Genomic DNA, 15992 nt, shown 5'->3' with positions numbered 1-15992 from the left:
AGAGGGCACAGAGTTTATAAGATATATCGTCTTATGCCATTTTTCAAAAGAGTTGTATTGAAGTTAATCAATAATCCGATATGCTTTTTTGCAAAACGCATATAAGTAAGAATTTGCGCTTTCCAACATTCCGGGGCCTAATACTCTATGAACATTCATAGCATCGGCTATTATCTGCCCTGTAATCCTATTATAATCCATAATTAGATATAATTTCTCTCCGTGCCCTCTGTGTTATCTTAACCTACCATGCAAATAACGGAAAATCCTTCATCGTGGCATTTACTTTATCACGCACCGAAGCGATGGTTTTTTCGTTATCCGCATCGGAAAGCACCGTATCGATCAGTTCGACAATCAACTCCATCACGTCTTCTTTTGCGCCGCGGGTAGTAATGGCCGGCGTACCGAAGCGCAATCCGGACGTTTGGAAGGGACTACGGCTGTCGAATGGAACCATATTTTTGTTCGTGGTAATATCCGCCTGTACCAATGCTTTTTCAGCAACCTTCCCGGTCAGATCGGGGAACTTCGTGCGGAGGTCTACCAAAATACAGTGATTGTCTGTTCCGCCCGATACCACCTTGTAGCCTTTATCGATAAAAGCATTCGCCATCACGGCGGCATTCTTTTTCACCTGCGTCTGATAGGTTTTGAATTCGGGCTGCAATGCTTCGTAAAACGACACGGCTTTGGCCGCAATGACATGCTCTAGCGGACCGCCCTGTACTCCGGGAAAAACGCACGAATTAAGAATCGCCGACATTTTCTTCACTTCCCCTTTCGGAGTCTTTAAGCCCCAAGGATTGTCAAAGTCTTTTCCAAGAAGAATGATTCCTCCCCGCGGACCACGCAACGTTTTATGCGTCGTAGAAGTGACAATATGCGCATATTTCAACGGATTTTCGAGTAAGCCGGCAGCGATCAATCCCGCAGGATGCGCCATATCGACCATGAAGATAGCCCCTATTTCGTCAGCCACTTTACGAATGCGGGCATAATCCCATTCGCGTGAATAAGCCGACGCTCCGGCAATGATGAGTTTCGGCCGCTCGGCACGCGCCACCGTTTCGAGTTGGTCGTAGTCAACGCGCTGGTCTTCTTCGCGGACATTATATTCAAGAGGTTGATAAACCAATCCGGAGAAGTTCACAGGCGAACCATGCGATAAATGCCCTCCGTGTGAAAGATTCAATCCCATAAACTTATCTCCGGGATTCAAGCAAGCGAGGAATACCGCCATATTGGCCTGAGCGCCCGAATGCGGCTGTACATTCGCCCACTGGGCATGAAACAGTTCTTTCAACCGGTCGATGGCAAGCTGTTCGCTTAAATCGACCACTTCGCATCCCCCATAATACCGCTTGCCGGGATACCCTTCGGCGTATTTATTGGTCAATACCGATCCCATCGCTTGCAACACTTCTTCACTGACGAAGTTCTCGGAAGCAATCAGTTCAATGCCTTTTACCTGACGTTGACGTTCTTTCTCTATGATCTCAAAGATCCGTGCATCTCTTTTCATCTGTTTTATTTTTAGAAATTTAATATGATTATCCGCAAAGCGTCCAATTTCTTTTTTAACCCCTCCCCGCTTCGCGGTACTCCCCTTATCGTAAGGGGAGAGTAGAGAAGTTGCACTCCGCAACTGTCCCCTTAGCATAAGGGGACGAGCGAGAAACGAGCGGAGGGGTTACCTTTATTTAATTTAATCACAAAAATACGTCAAATAGATCATATAACCGAAAAAATGATTTACTCATTTATCAATTTCATTCGATATCCCCCCGATCATCTCTTTGAAAGGGACAGAAAAACACGGCGGGCGGCTTTTCTTTTAGCGGGAAAAGTCCTGCAAATAAAAATAAAGTTGTACTTTTGCCGTAGCTCTTTAATCTTTATGATATATGAAAGGAATTGTATTGGCGGGAGGCTCGGGAACGCGATTGTATCCCATAACAAAAGGCGTTTCAAAACAATTACTCCCGATTTTCGACAAACCGATGGTGTACTATCCTATTTCCACCCTCATGTTGGCGGGAATAAGAGATATCCTCATCATTTCCACTCCGGTCGACTTACCGGGCTTTAAACGCCTGTTAGGCGACGGCTCGGATTATGGCGTCCGTTTCGAATATGCCGAACAGCCCAGTCCCGACGGATTGGCACAGGCGTTCCTTATCGGCGAACCGTTTGTTGGAAACGACACGGCATGCCTGGTATTGGGTGATAATATTTTTTACGGACAGGGATTCAGTGCGATGCTAAAGGAAGCGTCGACCAATGCCGAAAACGGCCATGCAACTATTTTCGGATATTATGTCAACGACCCGGAACGTTACGGAGTCGTGGAATTTAATGAAACAGGAAAGGCTCTTTCGCTGGAAGAAAAACCCGCTCATCCCAAATCGAACTATGCCGTTATCGGCCTTTATTTTTATCCGAATAAAGTGCTCGACGTGGCCAAGCAAATCAAGCCGTCGGCACGGGGAGAGCTTGAAATTACAAGCGTAAATCAACAATTCCTTCGGGAAGATTCCCTGAAAGTGCAATTACTGGGCAGGGGGTTTGCCTGGCTCGATACGGGCACGCATGAGTCTTTGTCGGAAGCTTCGACATTCGTAGAGGTCATCGAGAAACGACAAGGGCTTAAGGTTGCCTGTCTCGAAGAAATCGCCTACCGTAACGGATGGATTACCGAAGATGACTTACGGCGAATCGCCGGGCCGATGAATAAAAACCGGTACGGACAATATTTGATGAAACTTTTAAGAGATTAGAAGATGACAATTATTCCAACAACAATCCCTTCGGTCGTTATTATCGAACCGAAAGTATTCGGAGACGAAAGGGGCTATTTTTTTGAATCGTTTTCGGAAAAGATATTTCGGGAAAAGGTGTGCTACACGCATTTTGTGCAAGACAACGAATCGAAATCGAGTTACGGGGTACTGCGCGGATTGCATTTCCAAAAGCCGCCGTTCGCCCAAGCCAAACTGGTGCGGGTTATCAAAGGCGCCGTTTTGGATGTGGCGGTCGACATCCGGAAGGGATCGCCGACGTTCGGACAGCATGTAGCGGTTGAACTGACCGCCGAAAACAAACGGCAGTTGTTTCTTCCGCGCGGATTCGCCCACGGCTTTGTGGTATTGAGTCCTGAGACCCTCTTTCAATATAAATGCGATGAATATTATCATCCGGAAAGCGAAGGCGGTATCCGTTGGGATGACCCCTCTTTGAAAATCGATTGGAAGATCGCGGAAAAGGATATCTTGTTGTCGGAGAAAGACAAGAAGAATCCATTCCTCCAAGAGTTTTTGCAATCGGGGAAATAATATTAAAAAACAATATGATTATCCGCAAAGCAACCTGAAAATAACCCCAGATTGCGGAGTACGATCTATCTACTCTCCCCTTACGATAAGGGGAGTACCGCGAAGCGGGGAGGGGTTAAAAAAGTAGCGGATACTTTATATAGATAATCATTTAATATAACAATAAAGAAAATGACGAACTTACAACGACACATTCTTATAACAGGCGGCGCCGGTTTTATCGGCTCGCATGTCGTGCGTTTATTTGTCAACGCTTATCCGCACGACAAGATTATCAATCTGGATGCACTGACGTATGCCGGGAACCTCGAAAACCTGAAAGATATCGAAGACAAACCGAACTATACTTTTATTAAAGGTGACATTTGCGATTATGAAGGATTACTCCGCATTTTTAAGGAACATTCTATCGATGGCGTGATTCATTTGGCGGCCGAGAGCCATGTAGACCGTTCCATTACAGATCCGTTTTCTTTCGCCCGCACCAATGTGCTCGGCACCCTCAACTTGCTCGAAGCTGCGCGGCAGACCTGGCAGCCCGATTTCACGGGGAAACGGTTCTATCATATCTCCACCGACGAGGTTTACGGGGCGCTGTCGTTTGACGATGCTGCATTTTGCGAAACCAACCGCTACGATCCGCATTCGCCCTACTCGGCTTCGAAAGCATCTTCCGACCATTTTGTAAGGGCCTATCACGACACGTACGGGCTACCGGTTATTCTTTCGAACTGCTCCAACAATTACGGGCCTTATCAGTTCCCGGAAAAACTGATTCCTTTATTTATCAACAACATCCGTCACAATAAAGCATTACCGGTTTATGGAAAAGGGGAAAATGTGCGGGACTGGCTGTATGTAGAAGATCATGCGCGGGCCATCGACCTGCTGTTTCATAAGGGAAAAAGCGGGGAGACTTATAATATAGGGGGTAAAAACGAATGGAAGAACATCGATCTCATTAAGGCGCTGATTCGAACCGTAGACCGCTTGTTGAAGCGCCCCGAAGGCAGTTCGGACAAACTGATTACCTATGTCACCGACCGTGCGGGTCACGACCTGCGCTATGCTATCGACTCCTCCAAGATTACTCACGAACTGGGATGGCATCCTTCCGTCGCTTTCGAAGAAGGAATTGAAAATACCGTCCGCTGGTATCTCGAGAATCAGGAATGGCTCGATCGTATCACGGGAGGAGAGTATCAAAAGTACTATGAGAAAATGTATGGATAAATGCGTGTTTTATATATCAACAATCAAAAAAACTAAATGAAATGAACAAAGCAACATTTTTTGTACTGCTGACGGCAGCAGTTATTTTTACAACAAACGTAAAGGCTCAGGAAACGAATTATCTTCGCTTGTCGGTTGAGCCGGGAATGGTCTTAAACACCAAAAAAGACGGGAAATTCGCCCTTGGAGGAAGCATCGGTTGGCTGACTCAAGACAACTTCATGGCTCAGAACGAGAACAATTACCTGAGTGTAACCCTGAAAGCGGTAAACAATCCGTACGGAGACGGAAAAATTTTATCGAGTATCCTCAACGATAAGGATGATGCCTTCAATTACGGCGCCCTGCTCATCGGATACCGGTTTACGCAACAAGGGATCGAAAACGGATTCTATGTGGAGCCTCGCATCGGCGGAGCTTTAGGCGCCAGCTACGGAGCATTTGTTTTCTCGCCGGCAGCAGGATATGCATATGATCATTTCGACTTCTCTCTTTTCCTTGACGCCGGATTCGGAAGCAAAAACAACGCTATCGGAGAAAAGAACTTCTTTAATCTGGGACTCAGCATTGGATATAATATCGGCCTTTAATTCTCTTCTACTAAAAGAGAACCGATTTTTCCATGTCATAAAGAAAAATAGCTTCAAAAGGATATTAATAATACAAGCTTTTGAGGCTATATTAAGCGAGTTGACCGAGAGTGATATAGAGTATCTGCAAGATAAACTGACAATCCAACTGCATAAGCTCACAGATGACGGGACAAGATACTCGTTGGATGAAGTAAAAAAGCAATTATCGTAATGTGTTGAGCCGGCGATTTCGGTTATTACGGGATACGATTTGGCAAACATAAGGCGGGTGTATACGAAAAGCGCCGTAAAACTCAATATTTTACGGCGCTTTATTATTTCTATAAAGCAGAGTTCCCGAATACACTAAAATGGAACTCTGAGAACATCCCCAGTGACCTCGGAGGGGCTCGAACCCTCGACCCATTGATTAAGAGTCAATTGCATTTAAGACCTTAAAACTCTTATCAAATGATTGATATATTGCGCTTTATATATTGCTACTTTTATTAATCGTTATTCTCGGTTTACCTATTGGTTTACCAGTTTACATTAAACGAGATTCTGTTAATAATTTATTTCCACAAAGGTATAGAAATAGTTTGTAATGAGAAAATAAGCTACTACCTTTTATTAGCAAGAGATTTGACTATGGATTATTGAAAGTTCCTTAAAATATCTCCAAATGAGTAGTTGAAGTTATTTAAGTAGAACGTCCATTCCCCGATTTTCTGCTATTGTTTTATAGTGATTATTCCCTATTATGTATGCTTATGATGCTTTAAACAGGGGTATTTAAGAAAGTTGTTGTAAATAGATTTTATCTTTATGAATTTTTGTACCTTTGTAATTATTAAAGAGTTATATTCTATTTCGATGAAATTGAGTTAATTTCTTTTCTGTAAATGATTTGATACTTTTAAAGCTCTTTTGTTGATTTAATACCAGGGCGCAAATATCAATTAAAGACATATTCTCACCTTGCGATGTGATGCTTACTTTAAAAAAAATATTTTGCAAATGTGTCCACAAAATAGTTATTTTTTGATCCTTATTAGTAGAGAGGGAAATTAATTTTTTTTGTATATACATTTAATCCGATGAATAATAGAGAGGGTAAAATATATAAAATGAAAGTAACTTAATACAGATAAATATTGAAAATTAAAAATAATAATGCTATGGACAATTTAATAACATATCAGGAATTAAGAGTGAAAGCAATTAAAGACGGAGTACACTACTCCCCAGTTGTAGGACAGGTATTATCACTTTATTAAGTGCGTTAAGATAAATATCTTCATACAAATTTATACTTATTATTTGGTTTATAATACTTTTCTTTCATTTTATTCGCTGTTTTTTCTTTAGCTCATGGAGCGAAGGCGTAGCCGAAGCGGAATGAGCTAAAAAAAGGCTCTCCCTATCAGGCCGTTTTCAGCCGTCCCGTTCCACATTGGAAGACTTCTATCGGCGGTCGGTAGCCAAGGCTCTGATGGAGCCTGTCGTGATTATAGAACCGGAAGTACCCGTTCAATCCCTTCCACAAACTGTTTCCATCGTCATACGCATGCAAATAGATGTGTTCGTACTTCACACTGCGCCATAAACGTTCAATAAAGATATTATCGATGGCACGACCTCTACCGTCCATACTGATGCGAATCTCATGCCTTTTCAGGCAATCGGTGTAAATATCCGAAGTGAACTGACTGCCTTGGTCAGAATTGATTATTTCCGGTGTTCCATGTACCGAGATAGCCTCTTCGATACAATCCACACACCATTCCGCGCTCATCGTGTTACTCAGGCTCCAGCCCACCACATAACGTGAGTAAACATCGATAATGGCAAACAAATACATAAACCCTTTCGACATGGGAATATAGGTGATGTCAATGGCCCAAACCTGATTCGGCCTGTCAATCTTCAGCCCTTTCAACAAATAGGGGTATTTGTGCCCATCCTTTCCCGGGATAGTGGTCCTTGTGCCCGGATAAAGGGTCTGCCAACCCACCATGCGCATTAACCGTCTGAGCCGTTTACGGTTGATTCTATACCCTAACAGGGTGAGTAAGGGTAGAAGTCGCTCAACACCATAAAATGGAGTGGAAAGATATTGTTCGTCCAACCAACGCATAATCCCCAAATTCTCCTCACTTTCAGGAGAAGGGGTGTAGTACAACCCGCTACGGTGAATCGAAAGCAGCTTGCATTGACGCACTATACTCATCTCCGGAGATTGACGTTCGACCAATTCGCGGCGTACTTCCGGAGGCATCATCGCAGCTTTTTTTTTAACCAGTCATTGTCAACCTTCAATTCCCCTATCTGACGATAAAGTTCTGCTATCAGACGGTCTTTTTCTGATAATTCATCATGCCCGACACTCTTTTCAAAGACCTTGCTTCCTTCTTCCTTGAAAGAACGTTTCCACTGGCTTACCTGATTGGGATGCAAATCATATTTTTTACACAAACTTTCAATGGTTTCTCGTTCTTGCAATGCTTCCAACGCTACTTTGGCTTTAAATTCAGCACTGAATTTTCTCCGACTTCCTTTATTCATAATTCTTTGTCTTTTACGCACAAAGATACTACTTAACTTCTTGTCCTAATTTTGGGGAGTATTATAGATAAGCGTATTTATATCGGTTTTTGTTAATGCTCTTTTAGCTGTTTGTTGGTGTAGTTTAGACACTTTGTAATTACGAAAGGGATATGATTGAGGGTTGACACACTTTTGCTCTATTGCTGTATTATAAACGGCTCTCAATGTACGGAATAATATACCGATTGAATTGTCTGCAAGATTCTTATTTCTCAACCAGTTTTCATACCGTTTTAACCAAACAATATCAATATCAGAGAAGTATATATTTAAATGTGTATTGAAATTGCTCAAGGACTTATAGGCGTATTTATATAACAATGCGGAATTTAGCTTTTGAGATGTTTGCAAGAGTTTTATTTGTTCCTGGAATACCGTGGCAACCGTTTTTAATGTGAAAGGATTTTCAACTTTATTTATAAGAGAATCAGAGGTATATTCTTTTTGTGTTACATTTAATTCGAGAATAGTTTGATTGAATGCTTTTAGTTTCTCGATTATCAGGTTTTCAATTTGTTCTTTATCAGGACAATTCCGTTTTGGTTTGTTCTTATCAAAGTCCCAATGTGTAGGATTTATGGAAATACCGATACTTTTGTATGTTCTTTTCCCGCTTTTAGAGACTCGAATCATCAACGGACTTTCACCGTTAGATAATACTTTTGATTTGTAACATAGTACGTTAACTGTTGCATTCATACCGTTTTTGGTTTACCTCTCGGTTTACATTTAACCTTAAAACCAGTAGAAAAATGAGAAAAACGGTTGAACAAGATAAAATAAAAAAAGCACCTAAATATCTATATTTAAGCGCTTTTAAGTGGTGACCTCGGAGGGGCTCGAACCCTCGACCCATTGATTAAGAGTCAATTGCTCTACCAACTGAGCTACGAAGTCTTATTTTGGGAGCACAAAGGTACAAATTATTTTTACTTGAAAAGAATCTCTCGCAAAGAAATTTATCGAAAAGCCGCAAAAAGGAGCAATCTTTTTGAACAGATTGCTCCTTTTATAAATTTCATTTCTGAGTAATTAGAGATCGGATAATCCGGCACCGGCTTTAAATTTAGTCGTTTTCTTAGCAGGAATATCGATCGGCTTTTTCGTGCGAGGATTAATTCCTTTTCTTGCACTTCTTTCGGAAACGGCAAATGTTCCGAAACCTACCAATACTACTTTACCACCAGCTTTTACTTCTTCAGTGATTGCTTCAAGGGTAGCGTCCAATGCTTTTTTAGCATCAACTTTACTGAGACCGGACTTTTCGGCAACAGCATTAATTAGTTCTGTTTTATTCATAAAAAACGTAAATATAAAAATTAAACATACATTAAGTCAAGGCATGAGCCTTTTTCCGCACCAAATATAAAGCATAAATTAGTAATAATCAAGAAATAGTTAAAAAAGTATTTGATTTCATTAAAAAAACCCCAATTATTGCCTCAAAAACCCCTATTCAATGGAAATAATACGTATTTTTGTGGCTCATCAGGAACAAAAAATAAAATGAATAATTATAAAAACAGTTTTGCAGGAATCGTACCTCCTGTAACAATGAATCTGATTATTATTAATGTGCTGATATGGTTGGCGCAGGTTGTTTTGTTACGGAGCGGGACAGATTTGACAAAAACATTCGGACTGTATTATGTCGGATCGGAAGGGTTTCGCATCTATCAACTGGTTACGTATATGTTCCTGCATGACCCGAGTTCCTTTATGCATGTCTTCTCGAACATGTTCGCCGTATTTATGTTCGGCAGAACGCTCGAACAGGCTTGGGGACAAAAGCGGTTTCTCACCTATTATTTTGTCACCGGCATCGGGGCGGCGCTCATTCAAATGTTAGTGGTGTATATCCGTTTGCAGGCCATCAAAAGCGGCATGGACGCCGCGGCACTCAGTGAGGTCTATCACCACGGCTTTGATTTATTGCAGCAAAATATGAATTATACCGACCCGGTACAAGGGGGATTTAATATATTGCTCAACACGGTTACCATCGGTGCATCGGGAGGCGTTTTCGGCATCCTTCTTGCCTTCGGAATGTTATTCCCGAATGCCGAACTATTCATTATCCCTTTTCCTTTTCCCATCAAGGCGAAATGGTTTGTTATCGGTTACGGGGTATTCGAACTGTTTTTCGGCGTCGGCAACTTTTCGGGCGACAATGTCGCGCACTTTGCCCACTTGGGGGGAATGCTCTTCGGAATATTTATGATATTGTATTGGAGAAAAAAAGACAAATTACATGGCGGATTTTATTGAACAATTAAAATATAAGTACAAAACCGGCGATGTGATGACGAAACTCATTTTCATCAATGTGCTGGTATTCCTTTTTATCAAGGTCATCCATGTGGTTTTCACCTTGTTCAATGTGCACTCGGAAGGCTTGATCACGTATTTGGGAGTCCCGTCGGACATTGGCGAATTGCTGTTTTTGTTTTGGACGCCTATTACGTACATGTTCGTACATGAAGGGTTCCTGCATCTGCTTTTTAATATGCTTTGGTTGTATTGGTTCGGAAAGATTTTCCTGCAATACTTTTCGGGGCGCACGTTGGGGAGCCTTTATGTGTTGGGCGGATTGGCCGGCGCCTTATTATATGTGGCGGCGTTCAATACCCTGCCTTATTACGTGAATATGGGCCCGGGATGGATGATCGGCGCTTCGGCGGCGGTAATGGCTATCGTGATGGCGGCGGCGTTCTATCGCCCCGACGTGCAACTGAACCTGTTATTCCTCGGACGCATCAAGATAGTCTATATAGCCATCTTCGCGTTCCTTCTCGATTTTCTTTCGCTGGGCGACGCGGCTAATCCCGGAGGCCACATCGCCCACATCGGGGGAGCTCTTCTGGGCTATCTCTTTGCCGTACAGTATAAGAAAGGAAGCGATATTACCGGATGGGCCGGCAAACTGATAGATGCTTTTGTGAATTTATTGAAGCCCCGGAAGAAAAAGACGAAGTTGAAAGTCAACTATACGCGTCATGAAAGCGACCGGGAATATAATCGCCGGAAACAGACTGAACAGGAGGAGATCGACGTTATTTTAGACAAGCTGAAGCATTCCGGATACGGTAGTTTATCGGAAAACGAAAAAAAGAAATTGTTCGATGCCAGCAAAAAATAAGAAAATCCGCTTCTTCGGGAGCTTGAAATGGATTATTTTCGCTACCCATATCGTAGCGATGCTGCTTCTTTTTTGCTCCTTACTTTCGTGGAGAGTCTCGCCGCTCAAAACCAATTTCTTCTCCTATATCGGTATCGCGTTTGGCGGCATATTATTGGTCAATATCGCGTATGTGATTTTCTGGATCGTATTTTCGAAATGGAAATTCGTGCTGATCGGTATCGTATCGCTCGTTCTTTGCTACCAGCCATTCGCCACTTTTTTCCCGATGCATCTCTTTCCACCTTCCGCTCCCAAAGACGCCATTAAAATATTGACGTATAACGTGGAAGGTTTTCCCGGGGAACGGGATAAGAAGACGAACGAACATCCTATTCTGGATTATATCGCCGCTACCGACGCCGATATCGTATGCCTGCAAGAGTATCTGGTGAGTAAGACGGGGCAATCGATTATTTCGCAACAAGACGTCAACCGTATTCTCAATAAATATCCCTACCGGTCGGTCACCGGATTGGAATCGTCCGGAAAATACCACTTGTACGGATTGGCTTGCTTCTCGAAATTTCCTATCGAGAATGCGCATGAAGTGCATTTCGAATCGTCTTTCAACGGGGCGGTCGTGTATACCATCGACATCGAAGGGCAAAAATATACGGTTGCCAATGTGCATCTGGAATCGAACAGCATCCGAGCCGAAGACAAAAAGCTTTACAGCGATTTTCTTCAAAACAGCGACTCGGTGAAACTCGAGGAAGTAACGACCAACATCCGCTCAAGGCTGGGCGCCGCCTACCGCCAACGTGTAGGACAGGTGCAGAAAGTGAAGAACTACATCGCGACACAGAAAACAAAAGGTACGATCGTTTGCGGAGACTTCAACGATACGCCCATCTCTTATGCTTACAGTCAAATGAAAAAGGGATTGGAAGACGCCTACGCGTCGACCGGCTTCGGCCCGGGCATTACCTATCACGAAGATTTCTTTCTTTTCCGCATCGATTATATTTTGCACAGCAAAGATATAAAGGCCTATCGGACGAAGGTCGATAAAGTGACATATTCCGACCATTATCCGTTGCGGAGTCATCTGCAATTGAACATTCAGGCCCCCTGAAGCCTTATTAAATAAAAACAATTCCGGCTATGTATAAAATAAGTAAAGAGTTTTCGTTTTCGGCTGCGCATCAGTTGAAGGGGTTGCCCGACGACCATCCCTGCTCGCGTTTGCACGGGCATAATTACGTGGTCAGAATACACTTACGTTCTGAAAAATTAAGCGAAAACGGGTTCGTTCGCGATTATAACGACCTGAAACCCGTTAAAAGTTATATCGACGAACATCTGGATCACCGGAACCTGAACGACATCATGGCGCCGCTGAATTCGACGGCGGAGAACCTCGCCCGCTTGTTGTACGAGGTGTTTAAACCGATGTTCCCCGAACTGTATGCGGTGGAAGTAAGTGAAACGCCTAAGACTTCGGCTATCTATGAACCTGACCGTTAACGAACTGTTTTATTCGCTGCAAGGCGAAGGCGGACGAGCGGGCGAAGCGTCGATCTTTATCCGCCTCACCAAATGCAATCTGGCGTGCTCGTTTTGCGATACCGATTTCGAAACGGGAACGAAAATGTCGTTGGACGAGATTGCAGCGCATATACGTCCTTTTGCGGCGAAGTGGATCGTGTGGACGGGCGGCGAACCTACCCTGCAACTGACCGACGAAAAAGTCGCTTTTTTCAAGGAGAAAGGCTACCGGCAAGCCATCGAGACCAATGGTACGCGAAGGATCCCCGCCGGTATCGATTATATTACGTGTAGCCCCAAGCTGCATTTCGAACGGGTGAAAACCATTATTCCCCAAGCGGACGAATTGCGTTTTCCCATGCAAAAAGGTGATCCGCTGCCGGATATATCGATTCTTCCGGTGGCTAAACGATACTTTTTAAGCCCTATTTTCGACGGGCAACACGTGATAGAAGAAAATGTAGCCTATTGCGTTTCGCTCATAAAGGAGAATCCAATATGGAGCCTAAGCCTGCAAATCCATAAACTAATCGGTATTCCATAAAATGAATCGGTTCGATATTACCATATTAGGGTGCGGGTCGGCCCTTCCGACCACGTTGCACAACCCCTCGTCACAGTTAGTCAATATGAACGAAAAGCTGTTCATGATCGATTGCGGCGAAGGGACGCAGTTGCAAATGCGCAAATTCAAATCGCGCATCGGCAAACTGCATAGCATCTTTATTTCGCATCTGCACGGCGACCATATTTTCGGCCTTCCGGGACTGCTGTCCACCCTCAGTCTGCTCGGCAGGACGGGCGATCTGACGATTTACGGGCATCAAGATCTGCAAAAGTTCATCGACCTCCTGATAAATTACTTCGGACAGCATTTCCCTTTCCGGATAAACCTGCATCCACTCGATCCGTACAACCATCAGGTGATCATGGAGAACAAATCGATGCGGGTGCATTCCTTTCCGCTGAATCATCGCATCGCGACCTGCGGATTCCTGTTTGAAGAGAAAGAAGGCCAGAGGCATATCATCCGGGAGAGGATCGATTTTTACCAAATTCCTCTCCACAACCTTTCGTCCATAAAAGCCGGAGAAGATTTTGTAACGGCCGACGGAACGGTCATCGCGAATCGCTCGCTCACCTATCCCGCCGCGCCGCCGCGAAAGTATGCCTATTGTTCCGACACGGCGTATTTCCCCGAAATAATCCCTTATATCGAGAACGCAGACGTATTGTATCATGAGGCCACTTTTGCCGAAACAGAGCTGGCACGCGCCAAGCAAACATTCCACTCCACGGCGCGCGAGGCAGCCGAAATAGCCCGTGCGGCAAACGTAAAGAAATTAGTTATCGGCCATTTCTCTTCTCGGTACAACGAATTGGACCAACTGCTGAAAGAGGCGATGGTGGTATTTCCCGACACCGAATTGGCCAACGAGGGCAAAGTCATAGAACTATAGCCCTTCGCTTCAAGCAATATCCCCGGGCACAATAATTTTAAGGTAAAAGGGGCGGCGGAATCTATATTTTTTATACTTTTGCACTATTATCCTATTTTATATGAAAGGTTTCTACATAACGGTTTTAGGGATATGCCTGTTTGTGCTGCCGGGGTTTGCGCAATCTTTGCCGCAAGACTCGGTGCGCTTTGCCACGGAAGATGCGCGGCAATCGCCCAAACTGACCCTTGCACAAAACCGCATCGTGATAGAAAATCTCCCCTCGGACGATGTATTGGAAGTCTATAACATTATGGGGGTGAAAATATACAGTCAACGCATCAAATCCGGAACCAACGAGTATGCCGTCGACCTGCCGCGCGGTTATTATATTATTAAGGCGGGTAAACTCGTCAAAAAAGTCGCCGTACGGTAATTTTTTCATATCTTTGCCGCCAATCGGCTGCTAACGGCGCCTGTGACAAAATCTCAATTAACTGTTTAACGATAATTTTTTTCAAGATGAATATAGCCATTGTTGGAGCAAGCGGAGCTGTAGGACAAGAATTACTTCGCTTATTGGATGAAAGAAACTTTCCGGTAGATGAACTGGTATTGTTCGGTTCTTCGCGCAGTGCGGGGACTTCTTATCCATTCAAAAACAAATCGATAAAGGTAAAAGAACTGGTACACGGCGATGATTTCAAAGGCATCGACATCGCCTTTGTTTCGGCCGGGGGAGGTACTTCGCAAGCGTTTGCCGAAACCATTACACGGCACGGGGCCATCATGATCGATAACTCGAGCGCTTTCCGCATGGATAAGGATGTTCCGTTGGTCGTACCGGAAGTCAATCCCGAAGATGCACTGAAGCGCCCGCGCGGCATTATCGCAAACCCCAATTGCACCACCATTCAAATGGTCGTGGCCTTAAAAGCCATCGAAGATATCACCCATATCAAAAAAGTGCATGTATCCACCTACCAATCCGCATCGGGCGCCGGCGCATCGGCCATGCGGGAACTGGAAGACCAGCACCGCCAACTCGTTAACAACGAGCCGCCGACCATCGATAAATTCGCCTATCAATTGGCATTCAACCTGATCCCTCAGGTCGATGTGTTTACCGACAACGGATACACGAAGGAAGAGATGAAAATGTACAACGAAACGCGCAAGATCATGCATTCCGACATCGAAGTGAGCGCCACGTGCGTCCGGGTGCCCGTGATGCGCGCCCATTCCGAGGCGACATGGATCGAAACCGAAAGGCCCTTGTCGATAGAAGAGGCGCGCGAAGCATTTAGCCGCGCCGAAGGAGTTATCGTCGTCGATAATCCGGCGAAGAAAGAATACCCGATGCCGTTGGATATCGCCGGAAAAGATGCGGTATATGTAGGGCGCATCCGCAAGGACCTGACGAACGAAAAAGGGTTGACTTTCTGGACGGTTTCAGACCAAATACGGAAGGGTGCAGCTCTCAATGCCGTGCAGATTGCAGAATACTTAATGAAGCAGGAAGGAAGATAGCCCTTCTTTCGCTTACAAACAGGTTAAAGTGATGCGTCCCTTGAAAGGGAAACTAAAACAGATAGGCCGGATCGGTATGATCCGGCATTTTTTTGTCCTTTTTCACTCTTGAACAACAACTCCGCATCAATACCCGGGCCTTTTTATATATCGACAGGCATTGCCGACAGGTCGGCAAGTCGTGTACATACGAAAAAAATGATTACCGACGGGTCGGTAAAGTTATTTAGGGGTAAAAAGCGATTACCGACCGGTCGGTAAACACTTTTTTGGGGATAAAATCAATGACCGACGGGTCGGCAAGCCTCTTTCAGGGGTCAAAAGGGGTTGCCGACGGGTCGGTAAACACTTTTTTGGCATCGGAACAACTTGCCGACCGCTCAAGAACGACTTTTAACGCTTATATACCAGCATACACCAGGAAATACTTAGAAACTGTTTAAATTTGTTTCGCTGCTTCAAAAAGAATTATTTTTTAGGAGTATTCTTTCTTGTTTTGACGATAATAGCGGGCTATTTGAGCCAAATAAAAGGAAGAAGAATACAAAAAAGAAACTTTTTGAAGGCGAAGAATTTCAAATATAGACTTCGTAAGAAATTTAAA

18 protein-coding genes and 1 tRNA gene are annotated in these 15992 nt (G+C 44.1%); 12 read left to right on the top strand and 7 right to left on the bottom strand.

The features are described from left to right. Positions 1–14 precede the first annotated feature (14 nt). Positions 15–113 (bottom strand): GxxExxY protein, encoded by a 99-nt coding sequence (locus ABNK31_RS03180; RefSeq protein WP_418895353.1) that lies wholly within the window; start codon positions 111–113, stop codon positions 15–17. Positions 114–244: 131 nt separating this feature from the next. Then, entirely contained in the window at positions 245–1525 is a 1281-nt protein-coding gene (gene glyA, locus ABNK31_RS03175; RefSeq protein WP_418894284.1) for a serine hydroxymethyltransferase, read from the bottom strand. Positions 1526–1907: 382 nt separating this feature from the next. Here glyA and rfbA point away from each other — a divergent pair, with 382 nt between their 5' ends. From rfbA to ABNK31_RS03155, 4 genes are all read left to right on the top strand, one after another. Then, positions 1908–2780: a glucose-1-phosphate thymidylyltransferase RfbA gene (gene rfbA / locus ABNK31_RS03170; RefSeq protein WP_418894283.1), complete on the top strand. Its 873-nt coding sequence runs from the start codon at positions 1908–1910 to the stop codon at positions 2778–2780. Positions 2781–2783: 3 nt separating this feature from the next. Next, positions 2784–3335 carry a dTDP-4-dehydrorhamnose 3,5-epimerase gene (gene rfbC, locus ABNK31_RS03165; RefSeq protein WP_418894282.1) on the top strand — a complete coding sequence of 184 codons (552 nt, stop codon included), beginning with the start codon at positions 2784–2786 and terminating at the stop codon, positions 3333–3335. A 171-nt stretch (positions 3336–3506) separates the two neighbouring features. After that, positions 3507–4568: a dTDP-glucose 4,6-dehydratase gene (rfbB, locus tag ABNK31_RS03160; RefSeq protein WP_418894281.1), complete on the top strand. Its 1062-nt coding sequence runs from the start codon at positions 3507–3509 to the stop codon at positions 4566–4568. Between the two features lie 41 nt (positions 4569–4609). Beyond that, entirely contained in the window at positions 4610–5158 is a 549-nt protein-coding gene (locus ABNK31_RS03155; protein WP_321578931.1) for a hypothetical protein, read from the top strand. 1408 nt (positions 5159–6566) lie between these two features. Here ABNK31_RS03155 and ABNK31_RS03150 read toward each other — a convergent pair. The 5 genes from ABNK31_RS03150 to ABNK31_RS03130 all read right to left on the bottom strand — a co-directional run bounded on the left by ABNK31_RS03150 (position 6567) and on the right by ABNK31_RS03130 (position 9049). Then, positions 6567–7424, bottom strand: a complete 858-nt coding sequence (locus tag ABNK31_RS03150; RefSeq protein ID WP_418892547.1) for an IS3 family transposase — start codon at positions 7422–7424, stop codon at positions 6567–6569. Next, positions 7421–7708, bottom strand: coding sequence for a transposase (locus ABNK31_RS03145; RefSeq protein ID WP_418892548.1), 288 nt, complete (start codon positions 7706–7708; stop codon positions 7421–7423). Before ABNK31_RS03145 ends, ABNK31_RS03150 begins: the two co-directional genes overlap by 4 nt. Before the next feature lie 45 nt (positions 7709–7753). Further along, the gene (locus ABNK31_RS03140; protein ID WP_418894280.1) at positions 7754–8449 is read right to left on the bottom strand and encodes a phage integrase SAM-like domain and Arm DNA-binding domain-containing protein; all 696 of its coding nucleotides are present in this window, start codon (positions 8447–8449) and stop codon (positions 7754–7756) included. A 122-nt stretch (positions 8450–8571) separates the two neighbouring features. Further along, positions 8572–8647 (bottom strand) — tRNA-Lys (locus ABNK31_RS03135). Between the two features lie 135 nt (positions 8648–8782). Further along, complete coding sequence (locus ABNK31_RS03130; protein ID WP_418894279.1) at positions 8783–9049, bottom strand: HU family DNA-binding protein; 267 nt, start codon at positions 9047–9049, stop codon at positions 8783–8785. A gap of 207 nt (positions 9050–9256) precedes the next feature. Here ABNK31_RS03130 and ABNK31_RS03125 point away from each other — a divergent pair, with 207 nt between their 5' ends. The 8 genes from ABNK31_RS03125 (at position 9257) to ABNK31_RS03090 (ending at position 15388) form a co-directional block, all read left to right on the top strand. Beyond that, complete coding sequence (locus tag ABNK31_RS03125; RefSeq protein ID WP_418894278.1) at positions 9257–10018, top strand: rhomboid family intramembrane serine protease; 762 nt, start codon at positions 9257–9259, stop codon at positions 10016–10018. Next, positions 10002–10889 (top strand): rhomboid family intramembrane serine protease, encoded by an 888-nt coding sequence (locus ABNK31_RS03120; RefSeq protein WP_418894277.1) that lies wholly within the window; start codon positions 10002–10004, stop codon positions 10887–10889. The genes ABNK31_RS03125 and ABNK31_RS03120 overlap by 17 nt, the downstream gene beginning before the upstream one ends. Then, positions 10873–12006 (top strand): endonuclease/exonuclease/phosphatase family protein, encoded by a 1134-nt coding sequence (locus ABNK31_RS03115; RefSeq protein WP_418894276.1) that lies wholly within the window; start codon positions 10873–10875, stop codon positions 12004–12006. Before ABNK31_RS03120 ends, ABNK31_RS03115 begins: the two co-directional genes overlap by 17 nt. 29 nt (positions 12007–12035) lie before the next feature. Then, positions 12036–12398 (top strand): 6-carboxytetrahydropterin synthase QueD, encoded by a 363-nt coding sequence (gene queD, locus ABNK31_RS03110; protein ID WP_418894275.1) that lies wholly within the window; start codon positions 12036–12038, stop codon positions 12396–12398. Beyond that, positions 12382–12963: a 7-carboxy-7-deazaguanine synthase QueE gene (locus ABNK31_RS03105; RefSeq protein ID WP_418894274.1), complete on the top strand. Its 582-nt coding sequence runs from the start codon at positions 12382–12384 to the stop codon at positions 12961–12963. The genes queD and ABNK31_RS03105 overlap by 17 nt, the downstream gene beginning before the upstream one ends. 1 nt (position 12964) lies before the next feature. Further along, the gene (locus ABNK31_RS03100; RefSeq protein ID WP_418894273.1) at positions 12965–13879 is read left to right on the top strand and encodes a ribonuclease Z; all 915 of its coding nucleotides are present in this window, start codon (positions 12965–12967) and stop codon (positions 13877–13879) included. Between the two features lie 100 nt (positions 13880–13979). Continuing rightward, complete coding sequence (locus tag ABNK31_RS03095) at positions 13980–14294, top strand: T9SS type A sorting domain-containing protein (protein ID WP_418894272.1); 315 nt, start codon at positions 13980–13982, stop codon at positions 14292–14294. An 86-nt stretch (positions 14295–14380) separates the two neighbouring features. Further along, on the top strand, positions 14381–15388 hold the full coding sequence (locus ABNK31_RS03090) for an aspartate-semialdehyde dehydrogenase (protein WP_418894271.1): 1008 nt from the start codon (positions 14381–14383) through the stop codon (positions 15386–15388). Positions 15389–15992 lie beyond the last annotated feature (604 nt).

This window comes from Limibacterium fermenti (assembly GCF_041902845.1).
GTDB lineage: Bacteria > Bacteroidota > Bacteroidia > Bacteroidales > Dysgonomonadaceae > Limibacterium > Limibacterium fermenti.
This window is presented reverse-complemented; position numbering and strand designations above follow the sequence as displayed.